The organism is uncultured Tateyamaria sp. (genome assembly GCF_947496075.1).
Taxonomy (GTDB): Bacteria; Pseudomonadota; Alphaproteobacteria; order Rhodobacterales; family Rhodobacteraceae; genus Tateyamaria.
The window spans coordinates 205146-227400 of the sequence record NZ_CANMBJ010000001.1 but is presented as its reverse complement, the minus strand read 5'-3'; the positions used below and the strand labels follow the sequence as shown (position 1 = coordinate 227400).

General features: G+C 57.8%; 23 protein-coding genes. 10 read left to right on the top strand and 13 right to left on the bottom strand.

Features of this window, described 5'->3' with window-relative positions:
• Window positions 1–11: 11 nt before the first annotated feature.
• The gene (locus Q1A51_RS01120) at window positions 12–2366 is read left to right on the top strand and encodes a TRAP transporter large permease subunit (protein WP_299605904.1); all 2355 of its coding nucleotides are present in this window, start codon (window positions 12–14) and stop codon (window positions 2364–2366) included.
• A gap of 157 nt (window positions 2367–2523) precedes the next feature.
• The gene (locus Q1A51_RS01115) at window positions 2524–2997 is read left to right on the top strand and encodes a hypothetical protein (RefSeq protein WP_299605901.1); all 474 of its coding nucleotides are present in this window, start codon (window positions 2524–2526) and stop codon (window positions 2995–2997) included.
• 3 nt (window positions 2998–3000) lie between these two features.
• On the opposite strand, the gene Q1A51_RS01110 is transcribed toward Q1A51_RS01115, so the two are convergent.
• From Q1A51_RS01110 to Q1A51_RS01095, 4 genes are all read right to left on the bottom strand, one after another.
• Entirely contained in the window at window positions 3001–3819 is an 819-nt protein-coding gene (locus Q1A51_RS01110) for an arginyltransferase (RefSeq protein ID WP_299605899.1), read from the bottom strand.
• Between the two features lie 68 nt (window positions 3820–3887).
• Complete coding sequence (locus tag Q1A51_RS01105) at window positions 3888–4322, bottom strand: RDD family protein (protein WP_299207079.1); 435 nt, start codon at window positions 4320–4322, stop codon at window positions 3888–3890.
• A gap of 60 nt (window positions 4323–4382) precedes the next feature.
• Complete coding sequence (locus Q1A51_RS01100) at window positions 4383–4790, bottom strand: DUF2852 domain-containing protein (RefSeq protein WP_299207077.1); 408 nt, start codon at window positions 4788–4790, stop codon at window positions 4383–4385.
• Between the two features lie 136 nt (window positions 4791–4926).
• Complete coding sequence (locus Q1A51_RS01095; protein ID WP_299605896.1) at window positions 4927–5397, bottom strand: YbaK/EbsC family protein; 471 nt, start codon at window positions 5395–5397, stop codon at window positions 4927–4929.
• Window positions 5398–5475: 78 nt separating this feature from the next.
• Between Q1A51_RS01095 and Q1A51_RS01090 the strand changes: the two genes are divergently transcribed.
• From Q1A51_RS01090 to Q1A51_RS01070, 5 genes are all read left to right on the top strand, one after another.
• Entirely contained in the window at window positions 5476–8229 is a 2754-nt protein-coding gene (locus tag Q1A51_RS01090) for a glutamine-synthetase adenylyltransferase (RefSeq protein WP_299605894.1), read from the top strand.
• Window positions 8229–8504: a hypothetical protein gene (locus Q1A51_RS01085; protein WP_299605892.1), complete on the top strand. Its 276-nt coding sequence runs from the start codon at window positions 8229–8231 to the stop codon at window positions 8502–8504. Before Q1A51_RS01090 ends, Q1A51_RS01085 begins: the two co-directional genes overlap by 1 nt.
• Window positions 8505–8631: 127 nt before the next feature.
• On the top strand, window positions 8632–9303 hold the full coding sequence (locus tag Q1A51_RS01080) for a DUF6778 family protein (RefSeq protein ID WP_299605890.1): 672 nt from the start codon (window positions 8632–8634) through the stop codon (window positions 9301–9303).
• 39 nt (window positions 9304–9342) lie between these two features.
• The gene (locus Q1A51_RS01075; protein WP_299605888.1) at window positions 9343–10551 is read left to right on the top strand and encodes an RSP_2647 family RNA methyltransferase; all 1209 of its coding nucleotides are present in this window, start codon (window positions 9343–9345) and stop codon (window positions 10549–10551) included.
• Window positions 10548–11096 (top strand): RSP_2648 family PIN domain-containing protein, encoded by a 549-nt coding sequence (locus Q1A51_RS01070; RefSeq protein ID WP_299605886.1) that lies wholly within the window; start codon window positions 10548–10550, stop codon window positions 11094–11096. The genes Q1A51_RS01075 and Q1A51_RS01070 overlap by 4 nt, the downstream gene beginning before the upstream one ends.
• A 43-nt stretch (window positions 11097–11139) precedes the next feature.
• On the opposite strand, the gene Q1A51_RS01065 is transcribed toward Q1A51_RS01070, so the two are convergent.
• The 7 genes from Q1A51_RS01065 to Q1A51_RS01035 form a co-directional block, all read right to left on the bottom strand.
• Window positions 11140–11835 (bottom strand): M48 family metalloprotease, encoded by a 696-nt coding sequence (locus Q1A51_RS01065; protein ID WP_299605884.1) that lies wholly within the window; start codon window positions 11833–11835, stop codon window positions 11140–11142.
• The gene (locus tag Q1A51_RS01060; protein WP_299605882.1) at window positions 11832–13040 is read right to left on the bottom strand and encodes a cytochrome P450; all 1209 of its coding nucleotides are present in this window, start codon (window positions 13038–13040) and stop codon (window positions 11832–11834) included. Before Q1A51_RS01060 ends, Q1A51_RS01065 begins: the two co-directional genes overlap by 4 nt.
• Window positions 13041–13156: 116 nt before the next feature.
• The gene (locus tag Q1A51_RS01055; RefSeq protein WP_299605879.1) at window positions 13157–14344 is read right to left on the bottom strand and encodes a VWA domain-containing protein; all 1188 of its coding nucleotides are present in this window, start codon (window positions 14342–14344) and stop codon (window positions 13157–13159) included.
• A gap of 1 nt (window position 14345) precedes the next feature.
• Complete coding sequence (locus tag Q1A51_RS01050) at window positions 14346–14516, bottom strand: apolipoprotein acyltransferase (RefSeq protein ID WP_299207056.1); 171 nt, start codon at window positions 14514–14516, stop codon at window positions 14346–14348.
• Window positions 14517–14550: 34 nt separating this feature from the next.
• Window positions 14551–15909, bottom strand: a complete 1359-nt coding sequence (locus Q1A51_RS01045) for a DUF2927 domain-containing protein (RefSeq protein ID WP_299207165.1) — start codon at window positions 15907–15909, stop codon at window positions 14551–14553.
• 14 nt (window positions 15910–15923) lie between these two features.
• On the bottom strand, window positions 15924–16379 hold the full coding sequence (locus Q1A51_RS01040) for a GNAT family N-acetyltransferase (protein ID WP_299207054.1): 456 nt from the start codon (window positions 16377–16379) through the stop codon (window positions 15924–15926).
• Between the two features lie 292 nt (window positions 16380–16671).
• A complete protein-coding gene (locus tag Q1A51_RS01035) occupies window positions 16672–17511 on the bottom strand; it encodes a MoxR family ATPase (protein WP_299605874.1) in 840 nt (279 codons plus the stop codon).
• Window positions 17512–17695: 184 nt separating this feature from the next.
• Here Q1A51_RS01035 and dksA point away from each other — a divergent pair, with 184 nt between their 5' ends.
• From dksA to Q1A51_RS01020, 3 genes are all read left to right on the top strand, one after another.
• A complete protein-coding gene (gene dksA, locus Q1A51_RS01030) occupies window positions 17696–18118 on the top strand; it encodes an RNA polymerase-binding protein DksA (RefSeq protein WP_222520910.1) in 423 nt (140 codons plus the stop codon).
• A gap of 404 nt (window positions 18119–18522) precedes the next feature.
• Window positions 18523–19596, top strand: coding sequence for an SMP-30/gluconolactonase/LRE family protein (locus Q1A51_RS01025; protein WP_299605871.1), 1074 nt, complete (start codon window positions 18523–18525; stop codon window positions 19594–19596).
• 130 nt (window positions 19597–19726) lie between these two features.
• Complete coding sequence (locus Q1A51_RS01020) at window positions 19727–20215, top strand: GNAT family N-acetyltransferase (RefSeq protein ID WP_299605987.1); 489 nt, start codon at window positions 19727–19729, stop codon at window positions 20213–20215.
• A gap of 100 nt (window positions 20216–20315) precedes the next feature.
• Here Q1A51_RS01020 and Q1A51_RS01015 read toward each other — a convergent pair whose 3' ends face one another.
• Both Q1A51_RS01015 and ctlX read right to left on the bottom strand, forming a co-directional pair.
• A complete protein-coding gene (locus Q1A51_RS01015) occupies window positions 20316–21359 on the bottom strand; it encodes an ornithine cyclodeaminase (protein ID WP_299605869.1) in 1044 nt (347 codons plus the stop codon).
• Window positions 21356–22246 carry a citrulline utilization hydrolase CtlX gene (gene ctlX / locus Q1A51_RS01010; protein ID WP_299605866.1) on the bottom strand — a complete coding sequence of 297 codons (891 nt, stop codon included), beginning with the start codon at window positions 22244–22246 and terminating at the stop codon, window positions 21356–21358. The genes Q1A51_RS01015 and ctlX overlap by 4 nt, the downstream gene beginning before the upstream one ends.
• Window positions 22247–22255: the final 9 nt, after the last annotated feature.

Here is a 22255-nt window from a genome sequence, read left to right as displayed (position 1 = left end):
GGCAGTAAACAATGTTGTTTGGACTTGATGGCGTAGAAATTGGCCTGATCATCGTCTTTGTCTGCCTCTTTGGCGGCATCCTTTCCGGCTTTCCCGTTGCGTTTGCGATTGCGGGGGCAGGGGTCATCTCCTTCGGGATCATCGCGTCGCTGGACAGTGCCGGGCTGTTGATCCACCAAGCCATTGACGAAAGCGCGCAAGCCTATCGTGATCTGGTCAATTCGGGGGTCAAACCCGATACGATCAGCGTGTTCCGATACCCCGACTTGCCGCGCATTGGCGAACCTGTGTTCCCCAACGGTTGGGAAGTCGCGCTGGACCGGAACGTGTCCTTTGTCGTGAACCGGATGAACGAGCGTGTGCTGGCGGGTCAATCCATCGAAACGCTGCTGGCCGTTTTGATGTTTGTTCTGATGGGCATCACGCTGGAACGTTCGAAGATTGCCAATGACCTTCTGACAACCATGGCTCGCGTCTTTGGTCCGCTGCCGGGCGGTCTGGCTGTGTCCATCGTTGTTGTGGGTGCCTTCCTTGCCGCATCGACCGGCATCGTGGGTGCGACGGTTGTGACCATGGGCCTCTTGGCGCTGCCGACCATGTTGCGGAACAACTACTCACCCGAGATCGCGACAGGCGTGATTGCAGCCTCTGGCACCTTGGGGCAGATCATTCCGCCGTCCATCGTGATCGTTCTTCTGGGCACACTTGCTGGCGACCTTTACTCGGCCGCTCAGGAAAACCGGGCACAGGTTGCCGGTTGCACAGACGCGCTGACCTATCTGGGTGAGCCTGCGGTCGTGTCGGTGGGTACGCTGTTCCAAGCGGCTCTGTTGCCGGGCATCATGCTCGCGCTGCTTTATGCTCTGTATGCCTTCGGCTATGCGCTTTTGAATCCTGAGAAGGCACCTGCAGTCGAAATGGGCGCAACCAACGCCGAACCGATTACGCGCGGTGAGGCATTCACGTGGTTCCTGGGTGCACCTGTCCTGATCATTGTGGGTACCATTCTGCTGGGGAACCTGAACATTGTCGGCAGCCAATCCTCAACCGTGTCGGCGTTTTCCGACATTGGCCAATCAGCCAGCCTACGCACGAATGTCGGAGAAGAGTGCAAGGCGTCCATGATCGAGTTGCACGGCCAAGCTGCATGGGACGACGCTGTTGCACAACAAGAGGAAATCGACTCATCGGGTGGCGTCCAGCAATCTGAACGTCTGAGCGAGGAAGAACTCGCCGCAGCGATCGAGGCCAAGGTCGCGTCGGCTGCCCCCATCGGCACTGGCACAGCGATCCTGCTGATCCTGCTGGGCCTGATCCTGACCACGGCCAAGGGCATCGCACCAAGCAAGGAAAACCAGCCACTGATCATCGGCGGTATTGGTGTGGTCCTTGCGCTGCTGGCTGACATTCTGCTTATCGGGCCGCTCAACAGTGCGGGCTACTATGTGGCGGTCATGTTCATTCCCTTTGCACTGATCCTTTACGGTGCGGTTGAGGGTGTGAAGCGATGTTCAAAGAACGAGCTGGTGCGTGTTGTGTTCCCACCTTTGGTGCTGATCGTGGCGGTGCTTGGCTCGATTCTGGGCGGTATCACCAACCCGACGCCTGCGGCGGCTCTAGGTGCCGGTGGTGCGATCATGCTGGCCGCCTATCGCAAGCTGACAGACATGGACCGCAGCCCGAAGGTGATCATCTGGTCCACGCTGGCGATCATCGTTTGTATCCTCGTCGGTGTGAACTTTGACCTGCGTATCAACCAAAGCGGTGTGTCTGCACAAAGCTGGTTCGCGTTCTTCGTAGCTTACGGCGCGTACCTGTATGCCCTGTTCGGTCTGCTGTTCTCGTGCTGGATCCTCTACACTTCGGGCGTTCTCAGCCCGGTGGTGCGCGAGACGGCCAAAGTTACGTCGATGGTCTTTACCATTCTGATCGGCTCGCAGCTTCTGAACCTCGTGGTCATCTCCTTTGGTGGAGAGCACTACATCCAGCAGTTCCTCAAATCCTTTGACAACGAGTTCACGGTGTTCCTGATCGTGATGCTGGTGTTGTTCGTGTTGGGCTTCGTGCTCGATTTCCTCGAGATCATCTACATCGTGATCCCCATCGTGGGGCCGGTCATCTACGGCGGCACGTTTGATCCGAAATGGGTCACGATCATGATTGCGGTGAACCTGCAGACGTCGTTCCTTACACCACCCTTCGGGTTTGCGCTTTTCTATCTAAGAGGGGTCGCGCCGAAGGAAGTGACGACGGGCCACATCTACCGTGGGATCATTCCGTTCGTGTTGATCCAGGTGGCTGGGCTGGCCTTGCTTTGGACGTTCCCCGGCATCGTGACGTTGATACCGGACCTCATTCCGAACTAAGTGTTCAGTGAACCGAATATGGGGCGGCCAGTAGGCCGCCCTTTTTCTATGGCGCGAAGCGTTTAGCGTTTCGTTCCAAACGCGATGCGATGTATCCGCTGGCCTCCGTTGATGGCGGATGGCAGGCAGTACCTGTAGGGGTTCGAATGAGGATGTGATGATGTCGGCCTGGCTGGTGTCTGTTCGAAACGACAGTTGGAACTACTCCGCGCTGGACGGCCGGTTTCGTGCGTATCTACCGGTTGACGATTTACTGGACCGGGTTGCGCAGGCATTGAACAACAAGATCTCGCAGATGCGTCAGTATCCGTCACTGGACAACGGTGTGTCGCAACCTTCGGAAGAGCTTGGCCGATTGCGTGCATTTCAGACGCGCGTGACAGGTCTTGAAGGCGGTGCATTGCACATAGACATCGGAGCTGCAGAAGTGCCGGTGGATTTCAACCCGGACCTGTTTGCAGGGCGGTTCATGCTGCTGCACTGCTGGCGATGCCAAAGGCTTAGCACGGCGGAAGAGACTTGGATTGATCCGTTCGCGGAAACGGACGGCAGTCAGGTATTCGGACGCCTGAGGAAATGCATGTGCGGCAATACCATTGCGTACCAGATCAAGGGCCAGCGGCGTCCCTGAGGGTTAGCGTGTGGGGCGTGTGTCCGGCAGCGAGATGTTTGCGACTTGTTCTGCAATAGGATCGGTAGAAAGAGGATGCATATCCGGGCTGAAGGTTTCCGGGTTGCGCATCTTTTGCCACCGACCACCAATATAAACCTCAAGTCCCGAGAACTTGGATTTGTAGCCCATTTTCTGACTGCCGGGCACCCAATAGCCAAGATATACGTACGGCAGATTAGCCTCTTGCGCGATCCGAACGTGATCGAGGATCATGTACGTTCCCAAGGATTGGCGTTGCAGGCCCGGCTTGTAAAAGCTGTAGACCATGCTCAGCCCGTCAGTCAGCACGTCGGTCAGGCTGACGCCAGTCAATTCGTTTGTATCTTTGTCGATATATTCGATCACCCGGCTGCGGATCGGTGTTTCCTCGATCATTGCGGCGAACTCGAAAACGTCCATATCCGCCATGCCACCGTCGGCGTGTCGGCTATCAAGGTAGTCCCGGAAAAGGGCGTATTGTTCCTCGGTCGCCCATGGCGATGTCGCGCGGCGTTCAAGGCTTTCATTGCGCTTAATGGTGCGTTTTTGACTTTTTGACGGGCTGAAGGCGGACACGTCGATGCGTGCGGACAGGCAGGCGGAGCAATCGGCGCAAGATGGACGATACAGTACATTTTGCGACCGTCGAAAGCCTTGTTGGCTCAGGCTATCATTCAGTTTTTCAGCGTTCTCACCCTGCAGGGCCGTGAACAGCTTCCGCTCCATCCGCCCGTCCAGATACGGGCAGGGCTGAGGCGCAGTCACATAAAACTGCGGGGCAAGGGGAAGCGTGTGGCGCATAAGTATCCAGCAAAAGTTCGCGCAAATGATACCAGTGCACGCATTGCTGGCAAGTGCGTAACGTGGCTTCAGGCGCGCGCGCGCCGATTTAATGCAGCGCTTCCCATCACAATATCGGTCAAACCCTGACCGCGATTGGATGTCGCCATCAACACGATTGAAATCAGTTGAAGGGGCGCAACAGCCCAGCTGATCGTATATCCCAGTGTGTGCAGGAATGCCTGACCCAAATCCAGGCGAGCGCCGGATGAGTCCCGAATTTCAATTGCCATAAGGCGCATGCCCCAGGTGCCCGATCCTATCGCCAAGGTGATTGTCCGGTACATAAAGCCAACAACTGCATACAAACCCAGCCAGAAGAACACGGCGATAAAGGCGGTGAATGGCAAAATCAACGCGCAGATGAGGCCGATGATGATCGTGTCCAAGATCCACGCCATGAACCGTTTCCCGGCCACGTCGCGATAAAACTGCGGTTGTGTAATTGGGTCAGCGAGGTGCATTCATATGCTCCGAAGGGAAGAATGGAGGCGGTCCCGAACATAATGCCGGGACCGATGTATTTAGTCTTCGGACTTCGCCGCCTTTGCGCGTTCGTCCATGAATTGGTCGAACTCGGACTTGTCCTTGGCCTCGCGCAGGCGCTCAAGGAAGGCTTCGAAATTGTGCTGTTCTTCCTCCAACCGACGCAGCGTATCCGCCTTGTAGGCATCGAATGCCGAGTTGCCGGTCGAGCGCATCGTGGTCATTGCACCGCTCATGCGGCGCGTCGTGCAGGATTTAGAGAACATGCGTTTGCTCCAGATCATGTAGGCCAGAAGGGCAAGGCCGATGGGCCAGAAGAAGATGAAACCGAGGACCATCGCCGCGATCCAGGCACCTTTGCCGCGGTCGTCAAGCCAGCGTTCGGTCTTGGAAAACCAACCGCCTGCGCTGTGCTGGGCGGGGGCAGTGGTGGACATGGACGTCATTTTCGAACCTTTCGCGTGATGCGGGGACGGCGCCCCGAAGATGTGTGATTGTATGTGAAGCCGTTTCACATCACTAAAAATTGGCATCACGGACCCGGGTTGCAAGGGTTAATGTAAATCTTTTTCACATGCCCGCTTATTGTGATGCAAAATCAGATGGTTGTGCGTCCGAAATTTCGCGCAAGTCGTCTGGTTTGATCCTGAAAACGTGATGCGGTGTGCCCGCAGCAGCCCACACAACATCGAAATCCACAAGGCGTGGATCCAAATATGTGCGGATCGGATTCAGATGTCCCACGGGAGAAACGCCACCGATCGCAAAGCCTGTTTGGGCGCGGATGAGGGCAGCATCTGCCTTGCCCAACGCCTCGCCCGCAACGACAGCCGCCTTGGTCGCATCAACGGTGTTGCCGCCCGCGGTGATGAACAGAACGGCCCTGCCGCTGTCTTGCCCCTGGAAAATGATCGACTTCGCGATCTGGTCAATCTCGCATCCGATGGCGTTTGCAGCATCGGCAGCGGTGCGGGCCAGCGGCGTTTCCATGATCCGGGTATCGATCTTTGCCGCGTCCAGCGCAGCGCGTACACGTTTCAGGCTTTTACTCATAATCTGAAGTTGTCGTTTAGCGCGCTACCATGCGCAAGGGCCATTGACGGCGCTTAGTCTGCCTTTGATGGTGCGGCCATGCGTTTGAAGGATCATATCACGCGGATGCCCCGCCCGTTTGACCTTGAACGGGGACAGGCGGCGGCGTCTTCAGTCCCCGCAGTCAGCGGAGCCTTGCACGATCTGATTGTGGGAACGGCAGGGTGCAGTCCTTATCTGGCAGGGCTGATCGAAAAAGAGGCCGATTGGCTGCCAACAGCGTTGGACGACCTTGATGCTGCTTTTGAGCAAGTGCTTGCGCCTCCAAGCCAAGATTTGAGCAGGCTGAAGCCGGCCCTTCGGCAGGCGAAGCGCCGTGTTGCCCTGTTGGCGGCTTTAGCAGATTTGGCCGGGGCGTGGTCGCTTGAGGATGTGACAGGCGCGTTGACGCGACTTGCAGATATGGCCTGTGACGCTGCTTTGTCTGCCGCCGTCGAAGAGCAGGTGCGCCGTGGGCGCTTGCCGGACACTAAGGTCGGCCTGTTTGTGCTGGCCATGGGCAAGATGGGCGCGTTTGAGCTGAACTATTCATCCGACATTGATCTCATCTGCCTTTTTGATGAAACGCGGCATGATCCGTCTGACTATGCGAGTGTGCGCAAAGGGTGCGTGCGTGCGGTGCAGGAGATGTGCAAGCTCCTTAGCGACCTGACCGAGGATGGGTATGTTTTTCGTACCGATCTGCGCTTGCGGCCTGATCCATCGGTGACGCCGGTTGTGTTGTCGACCGGCGCGGCCGAGCGCTACTACGAGAGCCTCGGCCGGACGTGGGAGCGGGCGGCCTACATCAAGGCGCGTCCCTGTGCAGGCGATCTTTCAGCTGGGCGAGCCTTTCTGGACGAGCTTCGCCCCTTTGTGTGGCGTCGGCATCTGGACTTTGCAGCAGTGCAGGACGCCCATGACATGCGTCTGGCGATCCGCGCGCACAAGGGAACTGGTGGCCCCATAACCTTGCCCGGTCATGATATGAAACTGGGGCGGGGCGGCATTCGTGAAATCGAGTTTTTTACCCAAACCCGGCAGTTGATCGCGGGCGGGCGCGACCGGGACTTGCGGGTGCGCGATACGGTCACTGGGCTGAGCCGTCTCGCCGCTAAGGACTGGGTGCCTGCTGCCACTGCCGAGACACTTACGGATCATTACCGCTTCGCCCGCACCGTTGAACACCGCATCCAGATGCAGCGCGACGCGCAAACCCACAAGTTGCCGGGCAGCGATGAGGGATTCGAGCGGCTGGCTGCCATGATGGGTACAGAGCGGGCGGCGCTTGAAGGAGAGTTGAAGGATCGCCTGTCGTCCGTGCATGCAGAGACTGAGGGTTTCTTTGCTCCGGACGCCCGCGATCCCAAACCGAGTATGGTACTGGATGATGCGATGCAAGCGCGTTGGCGCAGCTATCCTGCGCTTCGCAGTGTGCGGGGCGCGGCCCTGTTTGACCGCATTGAGCCTGTATTGCTTGAGCGTCTGTCGTCGGCCACAAAACCGCAAGAGGCGCTGGCCGCGTTTGACGGATTTCTTGCAGGTCTGCCTGCGGGTGTGCAGTTGTTTTCCTTGTTCGAGGCGAACCCGCAACTCATCGACCTTTTGGTCGATATCGTTGGAACGTCGCCCGCATTGGCACAATATCTGTCGCGCAATGCCGGTGTGCTCGATGCCGTGATTGGCGGCAGCTTCTTTGACGCGTGGCCGGGCGGATCTGCTCTGACCGATCTGGCCATCGCCCGTTTGGCGGCTGAACCGGACTACGAAGGCAAGTTGGACGCCATACGCGCTTGGGCCAAGGAATGGCATTTTCGCATAGGCGTGCACCATTTGCGCCAGCTGACGACCGCGACAGAGGCCGGGAAGCAATACAGCGACCTTGCCAGGGCCAGTATCGCAGCGCTCTGGCCAGAAGTGCAGGCACATTTTGCCAAACGGCACGGTCCCCCACCAGGACGCGGCGGTGTCATCCTTGGTATGGGCAGTTTGGGGGCCGGGCACCTGACCCCCCAATCCGACCTTGATCTGATTGTGGTCTATGATCCGGATGGTGTTGATCAGTCCGATGGCCCCCGACCGCTACAAACCCGCAGCTACTACGCACGCCTGACGCAAGCCATGATTACGGCGATCACAACACAAACTGCTCAAGGACGGCTCTACGAGGCCGACATGCGGCTGCGCCCATCAGGCAATCAGGGGCCTGTCGCGACGAGCTGGTCCGCCTTCCAGCGGTATCAGCGCGAAGATGCATGGTTGTGGGAGCATTTGGCCCTGGTGCGTGCAACAGTTGTGGCAGGGCCTGACAGCTTTGCTGAAGATGTAGAGCAGTTTCGTCGTTCGATAATTGGTCAAGTGCGTGATCGTCGCGCGGTCCTCGTTGAACTTTCAGATATGCGGGCACGCATCGCAGGTGCCAGACAACCCTCATCTGTGTGGGATGCAAAAACTGGTGCTGGACGTCTGCAGGACATCGAGCTTTTCGCACAAACTGGTGCCGTGCTGACGGGCGAGGTAAGGTCCGGGGTTCGGGACGGTCTGAATGCCTGTGTCGCCGCAGGCATTTTGAGTGACGTGGATGCACAGCATCTTTCCCAAACCCACGCGCTATTGTGGCGTGTGCAGATTGCCTCGCGCTTGCTCAGTGTGGATGCAGTTGATCCGGATGCGCTGGGGGCAGGGGGCCAAGAGGTATTGATGCGGGCGGTGGAGTTGGAAACAAGGAGCGCGGCAGAAAACCGACTGATTGAGATGACGGAACGTGCCGCTGCGATCATTGATGCGGCCACGCAAGGCGAGGAACGTGAGTGATGCCAAAAGGTGATAACCTGGACCCAAAGGGTCTCATTTTCGAGGCTTACCGCATTGATGGGATCACTACAGCTGAATGCAGGACCATTTTTTTAGATTGGGCGTTGAGCGTACCGGGCACACATGTTCCGGCGGATTTGTTGTTGGGCTTGCTGAAACAGTACGGGGATGACTTCCCGGATCACCCGATGACACAGACCTTACGCGATGGGCAAGAACAGATCGCGCAACCTCGCCGTCGCGGTGGTTGGCGCAGCCGCCAGCGCGATGCCTGAAACTGTTCCACGTCTCTAAACAATCGCTTATTTGAACCAAATTTGTCCAATTTCTGCCCCATTCTCCCCGCAGGTTGAACTCCAGAACACAAAGGGCGCAGTGAATGTGGCCTGACTGGAGACCAAGATGAAACGCATGAAACTGGTATTGCTGTTGGCGATGGGTGGCCTTGTTTCGGCCTGTGCAAATACAAATGTTGCCTCGCGTAACGTTCCCTTCGAAGCACCTGCGCTGCCCTTTGCGCAATCTGCACCGGTGGAAGCGACGTCTCTGGTTGCCCCGCTGACCGATGTGCGGGTGGACAGCGTCACCGTGCGTGTGCCGCGTGCATTGTCCGTCTCTGAGGCAAACCGCTATCTGCCCAAAGCCGATATCGTGTGGCGTGGTGATGCGATCGGTGATCGTCATGCGCAAGTTGCGGCGATCTTTGACACGGCTATGCGTCGCGGTACAGATCCGCTCTCCGGCACTGTACCAGTCGCGCTGGACGTCAAAGTGCTGCGTTTTCATGCTCTGTCGGAAAAGGCACGCTACACCGTAGGCGGTGTGCATAACATCAATTTCGAGCTGACGCTCCGCAATCCCAAGACGGGTGCACTGCTGACCGAGCCTCGCCTGGTGCGCGCAGATCTTGACGGGTTTGGTGGGCAGCAAGCCTTGCAGGCCGAGGCACGCGGTCTTACTCAGAAGGTGCGGATCACCAACCACTTGGCAGAAGTCATCCGCCAGGAATTGACGACAGTTGAAGGGTACAAGAACCCGCAATTGGGCTTCATCCAGGCGATGAATCAAATCTGATCTTTCACAAGACAGTCGATAGGATTAGAGGAGGGCGCCATGACAGCGCCCTCTTTTCCGTCCGACCGCCCGAAACTGCGTATGCGTCCCAAGACAGATGCGCGTCGCATTCGGTACGGGTTTCCATGGGTCTATGGCAATGAAACGGTCTTGGACCGTCGAACCAAGGCATTGTCGCCCGGCACTATTGCCGTTTTGGAAGACGATGGCCGCGCACCGCTTGGTCTCGTGGCGGTCAATCCGTTGTCGAAGATCGTGGGGCGTGTGCTGGATCGTGACCCGAATGCTGTTGTCGACCAAGCGTGGTTCGAAGGACGCATTGCCCGTGCCTTGGCGTTGCGCGAGACGTTGTTCGATGCGCCATACTATCGTTTGATCCATGCCGAGGCGGATGGGCTTCCTGGCGTGATCATTGATCGGTTCGGTGATACCGCCGTGGTCCAACCAAACGCGGCGTGGGTCGACACGCGCTTGGATGATCTCGTTGCAGCCATACAAAGCGTCACGCAAATTCCCAATCTGATCAAGAATGCCAGCGGGCGAACACGCGCGCTTGAGGGGCTGGATGATCAGAATGCCATTCTTGCCGGCCAGATGCCCGAGGGTCCCATTCCGGTTCCAATGAATGGAGCAACCTATATGGCGGACGTCGCCGCCGGACAGAAAACAGGGCTGTTTTACGACCAGCGACCGAACCACGCTTTTGCCCAATCTGTTTCATCTGATGCACGCGTGCTAGACATGTTTTCGCATGTTGGTGGTTTTGGTCTGGCGGCGCTTGCCGGTGGCGCTCAGTCCGCTCTTTGTGTTGATGGGTCTGTGCCAGCGCTGGCGCTTGCGTCCGATGGCGCGAAGGCGATGGGCGCAGCGGACAGGTTTGAAACGCGACAGGGTGATGCCTTTGACGTTCTGGCGGCCTTGCATGACGAAGGCGCGCAGTTCGATGTCGTGATCTGTGACCCGCCGGCTTTCGCTCCGTCCAAGAAAGCTCTGGATGCCGGTTTGCGGGCCTATGAAAGGGTTGCGCGTCTTGCGGCCCCCTTGGTGGCCGAGGGGGGTATTCTGGGGCTCTGTAGCTGTTCCCACGCTGCGGACTTGACGAAGTTTCGTGCAGCATCTGCGCGTGGCATCGGGCGGGCAGGGCGATCGCCAGCTCTGCTTCATACCGGATTTGCAGGCCCCGATCATCCTCAGCTGCCACAACTGGCAGAAAGCGGTTACCTCAAGGCGTTGTTTTTCCGCCTATGAAGGTGCTGATCGACGCCAACGTTCTATACCCCACCGTCATGCGCGAAGTGGTCCTTGGCGTGGCTGCGGCTGGTCTGTTCGCACCGCAATGGTCTGACCGAATTCTTGAAGAATGGGCGCGCGCCGCTGCACGGTTGGGCCCCGATGGTGAGGCACAGGCACGGGGTGAGATTGCGATGCTTGGTGCCCGGTGGCCACGGTCAAATGTGAAGCACCCGTCCGAGTTGGAGCATCGGCTGTGGCTACCGGACCCTGCGGATGTGCATGTTCTGGCAGCCGCAATTGCCGGATCGTCCGACATCATTCTGACGTCAAATGCCAAGGATTTCCCACGCAACATTCTGGCCGAGGAAGGGCTGTCGCGTGCTGATCCTGACGGGTTCCTTCTGGGGTGTTTCGAGGCGCAGCCGGATGCAGTGAACTACGCCGCTCAAAAAGTGCTGTCCGAGGCGCGGCGATTGTCTGGTGAAGATTGGCAGATGCGAGGTCTGATGAAAAAGGCGCGTTTGCCGCGCTTGGGTAAGGCACTGGAACGGTCTGCATAAGGTCGCTGGACCGTGAATGGAATGCCAGAACTGCGCCGATGGTCTAGGGCGCGGGTACACGTTTCCACTTGGCATCCAGTGCTTCGAGCGCCTTGATCCGTTCTCGTGTCTTCGGATGGCTCATCAACCACGCCGGGACAGCACCGGAATTGGATTTGGTCAACATCTCGAGCTTCTCAAAAAGTGATATCTGGGGCCCAATCCCGATGCCGGCCTTGGTCAGCAAAGCCGCGGCATAGGCATCCGCCTCGTATTCATCGCTGCGTGAAAGACGTGCTGCCAGCAGCGTGGTCAAGGCATTGGCAATCAAGACGCCAATACCGGGTATGAACCGCGAAAGTACCATGGCCAGCGCTGTGCGCAGTGCGTTCTGCCCGGAAAAATCAATCATGCGACGCCGACTGTGTCCAAGGGCGACGTGGCCCAATTCGTGCGCAATCACACTTGCCATTTCGGACGCGGAAACACCACCTTGCCTGAACTTGTTGTAGAACCCGCGTGTGATGAAGATGCGCCCATCCGGCGCTGCGAGGCCATTTACCGGCTCAATCTCGTAGATGTGGACCCGAATGCGATCCAGGTCGAGCGCGGCTGCCATCTGGTCACACATCTGACGCAACATTGGATCAGCGAGTTCTGTGGATTTCTCGTCCAGTTCGCGTGCAGTGCGCCAGACCGAAAAACGGTACATTGCCAGCCCATACAAAAGGGCGAGGAGGATGGGCAGAAACTTGATCATACTGAGGATATGGGGGCGTTTTCAGACATCGGCAAGCTTGCTGTGACATGCCAGCTGACAGGAACGGTCAAGGGACCGCGAAAGGCCCATCCGGCAAAGGTGACATCACCCTCCAAGCGCAGGTAGGGGAACTGATCAAACAGCATGGGCAGGGCATGACCCGCGATCAGGCTGCGGGAGGCCGCGGCACCTGCGCAAAAGTGCGGGCCAGCCCCGAACGGGAGGGCAGGACCAGTGTCGCGGCTCAGGTCAAAACGGTCTGGATCATGGAAATGGGCTGCATCCCGGCACGCTGATCCAAACATGAAAAAGATCAGTTCATTTTCGTCAAAGTCGACGCCGCAGGCCGTGTCATTCCGGGCAACACGACGAGGCGACATACCGATTGGCGCGACAAGGCGCACGTATTCGTCAAAGGCATCGCCCCATGTCGCCGCGCCGTTCGCAATCCGGGCATATTGGTCTGGATGGGTTAGCAGTGCCCAAACGGTTCCCGCGATGGCGTCGCGGGGTTCGTTCTGGCCGCCGCCGATGATGACACGAACATTCCCTGCGATCTCATCGAGTGTCAGCCCCGCCTGATCAAGAACTGAAATGATGGAGTGATCCGGATGCGCCCGAAGTTCTGGCAAACGCGCCTCAATCAGGGATTGTACGCGATCTGCATAGCGATATCCGCGCGTGTCTACGTCAGGGTCACGCTGATAGTTCGCTGCTGCATCCAGCATCGCTTGGCTCGCCGCATCCATTTCGGCGGGTTCCATATTGGTCAGGCCAGTCATGAGGCGCAAAGCATCCGCTGCAACAGGCATTGCGAACTCGGTCACCAGGTCACAGCCACCAAGTGGCTTCAGGCGGTCGATGTGACGCTGGACGATGTCCTGAAACTGCGGCGCCAGTATGTCTCGCACGGTTCGGGGACTTAGTGCAGGAAACAGCGCCTTTCTTTCACGCATGTGCGCTTCACCGTCCTTGCGCATCATGTTCGAGCCCATGACCTTGGTCAGCAATCCATCCGGTTGATAGCTCGAAAACAGGTCGATCCGTTTCTCTTCGCGAAACACGTCGTCGCGCCGAGTGAACAGAGTCGCACCCAATTCTGGCACAAAACACACAGGGGCCGTTTCGCGCATCTGTGCCAGGCTGGGATAGGGATCAGCGTGAAAGGCCGCAGGATCGATCGAGACAACGGGAGCATTGGACATGTGCGGAACACTACGATCCGCAGCGTGCTGGGGAAAGTCCTGTAGATCCGTCGTGTGCGTTTGGAAAACCAACCGGTGGTTCGGCATCAGCCAATCACTTGGGCCCGCTGTCCGGCCTAACGGGTCAGAGCGCGCATCCCGCGGCTGAGCCCTTCGAGCGTCATGGGCACCATCGCCTCGGCTCCAAAAATCTCTTGGATCATGCTGATGGAATGGGTGTAGGGCCAATACTTCTCGGGCACCGGGTTGATCCACAGGTTCGACGCCCATTGGTCGCGGGCACGGGCCAGCCATACTTGCCCTGCTTCCTGATTCCAGTGTTCGTTGGCTCCGCCAGGATACGCAATCTCGTAAGGGGACATGCTGGCGTCCCCCACAAAGATACATTTGTAGTCGGGGCCATAGGTGCGCAACACCTCGTGTGTGGGTGTCTGTGCGTCCCAGCGGCGGCGATTGTCCCGCCACACGCCTTCATACAGGCAGTTGTGGAAGTAAAAGTGTTCGAGATGCTTGAACTCGGATTTGGCTGCCGAGAAAAGCTCCTCAACGATCTTCACATGCGGGTCCATTGAGCCGCCCACATCAAGAAACAGCAACACCTTCACCGCGTTGCGGCGTTCCGGCCGGGTTTTGACGTCTAGATAGCCGTGTTCGGCAGTGGCACGGATTGTGCCATTCAGGTCCAACTCTTCGGCGGCACCATCGCGTGCCCAGCGACGCAGACGCTTCAATGCGACCTTGATATTGCGCGTGCCAAGTTCAACTGTGTCGTCCAAGTTCTTGAATTCACGCTTATCCCAGACCTTGACGGCGCGCTGGTGACGGCTTTCCTTTTGGCCGATACGCACACCTTCCGGATTGTAGCCATAAGCGCCGAAGGGCGACGTACCTGCAGTACCAACCCATTTGTTGCCGCCCTGATGTCGGCCCTTTTGTTCTTCGAGGCGTTTTTTGAGCGTGTCCATAAGCTTGTCGAAGCCGCCCAATGCCTCGATCTCTTTCCGCTCTTCTTCTGACAAATGCTTTTCGGCCAGTTTTTCCAACCAGTCCTGCGGGATGTCTACGGCCTCAAGCACCTGATCGATGCTGATCTGTTCCAGCCCTTCGAACGCTGTAGCAAAGGCGCGATCGAACTTGTCGATGTTCCGTTCGTCCTTCACCATCGCCACGCGGGCAAGGTAATAGAAGGCCTCGACATCGTAAGTGGCAAGTCCAACCTTCATCCCTTCAAGAAAGACGAGGAATTCGCGCAATGACACGGGCACGCCGTTCTTTCGCAAGCTTTCGAAGAAGGGCAGGAACATGTCAGCCTCGCATCGCGCGGTCGACCAGCACGGTTGCGATCATGCCAACGATGACGAAGGCGAGGGCATAGCCCGCCGCGTATTGCAGGATGTCCAGCCGGTTGCCATTGCGCCTTTTTGCGGTGAAACCACCGATCAACGCGCCAAGTACAGCCGCTGCGATAACTATCATTTATCTTGCCCCTCAATGTGTTGGGGCGGACATCTCACCCCTTGAGCGGGCTTAGCGAAGAGATTTCCCGCAGCTTGGCCCGCACCGCCCAGTCAGAGCCGAATCCGTAGCGCGCCCACCCAAGGCTGTCCAGCCTGACGGCACGTGCTTCCGCGGTGCGGCCCTGCAGATCAAGCGCTTCTGCGCGGAGCAAGAGAAGGGTCGACAACAGCGCGGCGTTTTCGTTGCGCGCGGCCAGATCGATGTGGGGGGCCAGCGTGACAAGAGCTGTATCCCCATCGCCACGGCTGATTGCATAGGCGGCCAACTGGGTTGCAACATATGCGCGGTGCAGGTTGGCACCGGGCGTGGCGGCATAGAACTGGTCGGCTGCACGAAAATGCGATTGCGCTGCCTTGGGATCACTGGACAAGAGCAAGCGCCCATTGGCGTAATGTGCAAAGGCGCGGCGGTGGTCGCGCCATCCCATGGCCCGTGCAATTTCCAGCGCGCGTTCAGCAGCTTCCTTGCGTTGTCCTGTGGTCGCTCCCGGACCGAGGGCGGTTTGCACCGCTTGGCTCCAAGCACGCGGCGTGCGGGTTGCGAACTTCGCAGGCAGGTTCTCTCCCGCGGGGTTGATGCGGGCGAAGATCTGCGGCAGGCGCTGAGCGACTTGGCCGCGGGTCATGCCGGACCTCAGTTCAGGCGCGTAATATGCCTTGAGCACCAACATGTCGAAACCGGTCAAAACGGTATGTACATTGTCGTCATTGAAGACGCTGTCTGGCAGGCGATATAAGTCGTTGAGCGGGCCAATTGCCTGCGCAAGCTCTTCATGCAGACAATCACGCACCTCTTGTGGGCTGGCGTCATTAGGCAGGAAGATGGCCAGCTTCTTGCGCGTGCGAAGGTTGCTCCAGCTTGTGCGCGGCGTGCGGCGGTTCGCCTTGTATTCCGATATTGTCGTGATGTTGGGCACCACAAAGCAGGCAGCGTGGGGCAGGGCCTTGCGAATGTCTTTGCGCGACACGGCTTCGATGGTGATGTTCGCTGCGTTGCCGGGGGCTGCTTCGTAGATGTCGATCTCTGCCTCGGTGCGCAGGCGGTGCATCAGACGGCGCAAATCGGTGCCGAGAGATGCGGGCGGCTTGCCCGTCACCCGGACCGCGATCGGACCCTCGAACCGCGTGAACACGGGCAGGGCACGGCCGGATTCGAGTTGGAAGCTGAGCTCGATGAAATCCAGAGCCAGATCGTTGTTGGATCGGATCGGTTTGTCGGGGCGCGGTGCCCCAAATGTTTTCATCGGCGGCAGATCAGAGCTGTAAGGTAGGGCGCGGGTCGGCGTGTCACCAGGGGTAACCGGCACACACGCATTGAGCGCAAGCACGAAGGGCAGAACAAAGCGGCGCATCATACTCATCGCATTTATCCCCGTTCATACTTGATGAAGGGGGAAAGGGTGCCGATGCGGTCATAGAGCTGGCGCGCCTCGGTGTTTACGTCCTGTGTCAGCCAATAGACGGACGGCGCACCAGCAGCATCAGCGGCTGCATATACGCCTTCGATCAGCGCGCGGCCAATGCCACGGCCACGTACCGTGGGGTCCGCATACAGGTCTTGCAGATAGCAGACGTTTTCCACCTTCCAGCCGTGGCGATGAAACAGGAAATGGGTCAGGCCGACCAGTTTGCCATCAAGTTCCGCAACAAGACAATTGTAGTCTTGCGGGTCGTCACCCAACAGACGTTCAAAATATGTGTCGTAGATGTCTTGCTGGCGAGTGGTTTCGTAAAAGGCCAGATATGCTGTCCACAGATCACCCCAAGCGGGGCGATCCGACAAGATAAGAGGGCGCACAGTAAGTGCGTCGGAACCGGTCATTATTACTGCCTGCCTGCCTTTTAGCATTTTGGATGCGGGCGTTTTCGCCTCTCATCGCAGTCAAGTTATGGAGCAATTCAGGCAAAAGAAAGACTTTTTATTCACAATTCTTGTGCGGTCCGCCTGCAGCAGATTTCTGTGGCGTAAAAGACTCGGTTTACGTGTCCGCTGTTGTGTTTGGCGGGAGGTGAATGTCCCCAACGGCTGACTATTCGAGTTCAGAAAGCAGCGCGCTGGCAACGCTACCGCCAGCGCGTACCGGGGTGCAAAATCAAGTGCAGAACGTTCAGATCTAGCGCTGGCCCCGTGCCATGAAGGCCAGGCGTTCAAAGAGATGAACATCCTGTTCGTTCTTCAGCAATGCGCCATGCAGTTTGGGCAGGGCGTTGGCACCGTCTGATTTCAGATCTTCGGCACTCATATCTTCGGCGAGAAGCAGCTTGAGCCAATCCAGCACTTCGGATGTTGATGGTTTCTTTTTCAGCCCTTGCTGATCGCGGATTTCGAAAAACTGTGTGAGCGCTATGGTCAACAGGCTTTCCTTGATGCCTGGGTGATGAACGGCAACAATCTGCTTCATTGTCTCCATGTCGGGGAAACGTATGTAGTGGAAGAAACAGCGGCGCAGGAACGCGTCGGGCAGTTCCTTTTCGTTGTTCGAGGTGATGATCACCACAGGGCGCTGGCGCGCTTGGATCGTCTTGCCGGTCTCGTAGACAAAGAACTCCATCTTATCGAGTTCCTGCAACAAGTCGTTGGGGAATTCGATGTCCGCCTTGTCGATTTCATCGATCAGCAGAACGACCTTTTCATCCGCCTCGAACGCCTCCCAGAGCTTGCCTTTCTTGATGTAGTTCGAGACATCGTGAACCTTGTCTTCGCCCAGCTGGCTGTCACGCAAACGGCTGACAGCGTCATATTCATAAAGGCCTTGCTGTGCCCGTGTCGTTGATTTGATGTTCCATTCGATCAGCCGCAATCCCAGGCCGCGGGCCACTTGTTTGGCCAGCTCGGTTTTGCCGGTGCCCGGCTCGCCCTTGACCAGCAGGGGCCGTTCAAGCGTAACGGCAGCATTTACCGCAATGGTCATGTCGTCGGTCGCGACATAGGCATCAGTGCCTTGGAATTTCATGTTTGTTCATCCTGTTGCGGCATTGTGTTGATCAAGCTGCTTTTAGCCAATCTGGTGTGGGAATGGGTAGTGACAATCCTCCGCCCCTCGGATAGACGCTGCGGCAGGGAGCTGATCGGGGCAAAACACTGGACCAACTGGGGAACCGTTGATGGCCAACGTCAGTCGTATCGAGGGGAAGCTAATGAAACAGGAAGTGTTCCTGCCGGATGACTATCGCCCGGCAGAAGACGAGCCGTTCATGAATGACCGGCAAGTCGAGTATTTTCGTCGCAAACTGCTGAACTGGAAGTCCGAGTTGCTGGCAGGCAGCAAGGATACAATCGAAGGGTTGCAGGACGGCACGCGCAACATTCCCGATGTCGCGGATCGCGCATCCGAGGAAACGGACCGCGCGCTTGAACTGCGCACCCGTGATCGCCAGCGCAAGCTGGTCGCCAAGATCGACAGCGCATTGCGCCGGATCGATGAAGGTGAGTACGGGTATTGCATCGTGACGGGCGAGCCGATTTCGCTGAAACGTCTGGATGCGCGTCCGATCGCAACGATGAGCCTGGAAGCTCAGGAACGTCACGAACGCCGTGAGAAGGTGCATCGCGACGACTGAGCCGATGTTTCTGCAATATGGCGAGTTGTCGGGGCGGGTTTCCGTCCCGAACAACGACATGTGGCAAAAAAACTGTTTGTCTTGCGGCTGACCAAATTCTCGAAAGTGGGCTGTGTCGAGAAGTCTCTATGGGCGTCGGCGATCTGGGCCCTTTGATGGCGCGCGCGCTTTGACTACCTTTTTGTTTTAGCTCGGCAGGTTAACGTATGCGCAAGTACATCGAGGTTTTCGGAACTCGGAGCGCTGTCCGCGGCCACTTGCGCGCAAAGCTGCGCCTTGTGTTTGCGTTCGAAGGGTAGCGTACGGATTGCTCACGATGATGTAAGGTACCGCCGGATGGCGCTTGATATGCTTGCAGAACGGTTTGGCTTCGGCAGTGTTATGCTGCCTGACGGAGAGGATGCATGAAGCTTGTGTTTCGTGGAATTGCAGCGATCGTCGTAGGCCTTATCGCCTACCTGGCGCTTTGGCCGGTACCAGTGGAACCTGTAGCATGGTCAGCGCCAGAGGATGCAGGCTATGTTGGAGCTTTTGCTGCGAACAACCGGCTCACGGCGTTAGAGTTCATCGACCTCGATGGGCGCAGCGGGCCGGAGGATACGGATGTCGGGCCCGATGGCCTAGTCTATGCAGCGACCCATGAGGGCGAAATCATCCGCATCGAAAACGATGGCAACATCACATCCTTTGCGCAAACAGCTGGCAGGCCTTTGGGCATTGAGTTTGGTGCCGAAGGTACACTTTATGTGGCGGACGCTTACCGTGGTCTTCTGGCTATTGATCGCGCAGGCGTGGTCACACTGCTGACGGACGCGGCGGATGACGGCAGTCCGATCCTTTATGCCGATGACCTCGACGTAACGGCGGACGGTGTGGTCTACTTCACCGATGCCTCAACCCGTTTTGGCGCTGAAGCAAGCGGTGGAACGCTGGCAGCCTCCGTGCTGGATTTGGTTGAGCATTCGGCAAATGGACGCGTGTTGAAATATGATCCCGTTACGGGCGAAACGACAGTTTTCTCGTCAGATTTGACCTTTGCCAATGGATTGGCGCTTAACGAAAGCGAAGATGAAGTTTTTGTTGTGGAGACAGGAGATTACCGGATCTGGCGTTTTCCGCTGGATGGAAGATCAGGAGAGGTAATTTTGGACAATCTCCCAGGTTTTCCGGACAACATTAATCCGGCGTCAGACGGGACGTTCTGGGTTGGGCTCGTGAGCCCGCGCAACGCGATCATGGACAGTTTGTCAGAGGCGCCTTTTTGGCGCCGCATGATCATGCGCCTTCCAGACGCGTTGCGTCCCGCGCCCACGCGATATGGCTTTGTGTTGCGTGTGGCAGAGAACGGCGAGGTGATCGAAACGCTTCAGGACCCCAGCGGAGCCTATGCATTGACCACAGGCGCCGTGACCCTGCCCGACGGTCGGGTTGTGGTCACTTCACTGACAGAACCGCGCTTGGGTATATTGTCAGAATAGGTGCGCAGGCGGAGCCGAGTCACTCGAGACGATGAAAGACTGGTCTGGTGAAAGCGCTTTTATAAAGGTACCTCGCAAATTGGATGCCGCTTTGAACCCAGACAAACCGACACTGTGCTATTTTGTTGGAATGATCGCTGCCAAAAGATACTGTTTTCGCCGTGTGACAATGGACGACCTCGATCTGCTAATTAAGTGGCAGGCAGAGCCACATGTTCGAGAATGGTGGGACTCAGACGAACCATATGATGAGGAGGAGTTAAGCGATCCTCGGGTGTCTCGCTGGATCGTCTCGTTAGATGAACGTCCCTTTGCGTACATGCAGGACTACACCGTGCACGGATGGGAAAATCATCATTTTGCTCACCTCCCCGAGGGGTCACGGGGGATCGATCAGTATGTTGGCGATCCAGAGCTGGTCGGCGTCGGGCATGGCTCAACCTTTATCGGGATGAGGATGCAAACCCTCTTTAATCAAGGCGCTCCGGTGATCGCGACTGATCCAGACCCTGAAAACAAGCGCGCGATTTCGGTCTATCGAAAACTGGGCTTCGAACCGGTTGGACCACCTCAAGAAACACAGTGGGGCCTGATCTTGCCAATGCTCGCAACTCGGTAAGATAAGATCAGCGATCAGCAGCTTATCCGCAAACCTGGCTTTACTTTGCATTTCGACCCATCAAACCGGGTCGACAATGGCTGGGTATCTGCCCTGGTCGCTACCCCTTGGCCCGTGTGAGCATTCCGAACAGGTCGCGGGGATCATCTGGGTCCGCCAACAGATCAAGCGGGTGAAAAAATGCTGTCTCTTCGATCTGATTGCGTACAAAGCGCAGGGCTGAAAAGTCCTCGATTGCAAAACCGACGCTATCAAAGATCGTGATCTGCTTGTCCGATGTACGGCCCTGTGCCTGGCCAGCAAGGACCTGCCAGATCTCGGTCACCGGGTGGTCATCTGCCAATTGCTGGATGTCGCCTTCGATTCGCGTTTGCGGCGGGTATTCGACGAAGATGTCACCGCGTTTCAGGATGGCTGGTGCGATTTCCGTCTTGCCGGGACAGTCGCCGCCGATGGCGTTAATGTGCACGCCTGCGCCTACCATGTTGTCCGTCAGGATCGTGGCATAGGCCTTGTCCGCGGTGCAGGTGGTCAGGATCTGGGCGCCTTGAATGGCGTCTTCGGCGGTCGTGCAGGCCGTCACCTTGAGCCCCGAACCCGCGAGGTTGGCAGCGCATTTGGCGGTGGCCGCTGGGTCGATATCATAAAGCCTTACTTCGCTGATACCGGCAATGGCCTGCATGGCCATCGACTGGAATTCGGATTGCGCGCCGTTCCCGATCATCGCCATCGTCTTGGCGCCCTTGGGCGCAAGTGCACGCGCCACCATGGCGGATGTCGCTGCCGTGCGCAGGGCCGTCAGCATCGTCATCTCGGTCAAAAGCACAGGGTAGCCTGTGTCCACATCCGCCAGGAGGCCAAATGCGGTGACCGTTTGCAGCCCTTCAGCCGTGTTCTTGGGGTGGCCGTTGACGTATTTGAAGCCGTATGTTTCGCCATCCGACGTGGGCATCAGTTCGATGACCCCTTCGGCAGAGTGGCTAGCAATGCGCGGTGTTTTGTCGAACCGCTCCCACCGTTTGAAATCGTCTTCGATATAGCCTGCGAGCCCGCGCAGCATATTCTGCACACCGACGTGGTGGATCAGCTGCATCATGTGATCGACGGACACAAAGGGCACGAGGGCCTTGTCGGATGGGGTCATGGGGTTACTCCTTGGCGGCGGGCCAGGTGCAGCCCTGCAATCATGCAGCGCACCGAGCCTCCGGCTGTTTCGATGGTGGGGATATCAAGTGGCAGGCAGGTCGTGTGCCGCGCCAGGGTGTTTTGTTGATGGGGGGTCAGCGCAGCCATAGCGGTTGTCGACAGGGCGAGGCGCGACCCTTCGGGGCCTGTCAGTTCGATCGCGTTGCCGGCAAAGGCCCCGATTTGTTCGGCGCTGAGCTGGATCACGTCGCGCCCTGTTTCGGCCAGGCGTGCGATAACCTCGTGGCGGCGAGCGTTGTCGCGGATCATCTCGGCCCCGATCAGGGCGAAGCGTGTGCCGATGCACATCAGAACGTTGGTGTGATAGATCGCTGTGCCCGTGGCGTCGCAGGCATCAAAGGCGATGGGTTCGAACCCGAAATGTGTGCAAAACCGTTCCAGCAAGAGCGGATCGGCGCGGTTGCTGCGCGCGACATATGCCACGTGGGCGATATGGTCGAGCACCATGGCGCCAGTCCCTTCGAGCGCGAGGCCATCGTGTTCCAGCCCGGAATAGTCGATGACATCCTGCACCCTGTAACGGGTCTTGAGCGTGTCGATCACATCCCAGCGTCGCTCGCGCCGGCGGTTTTGGGCATACATCGGGTAGACCGCGACGCGGCCACCGGAATGGGTGGAAAACCAATTGTTTGGAAAAACCGAATCCGGGGTGTCGGTGCCAAGATCATCGAACACGTGGGTTGTGATCCCGGCTGCGCGGAGTGCGGTCACGGCGGCGTCGTGTTCCTGCCGGGCCTGTGCTGCAATGTCGCCTGTGGCCGCCGTCTGGAACGCATTGTCTTTGGCGGTTTCGGGGTTGGGATGAAAGTTGTGTGGTCGGATCATAACCACATC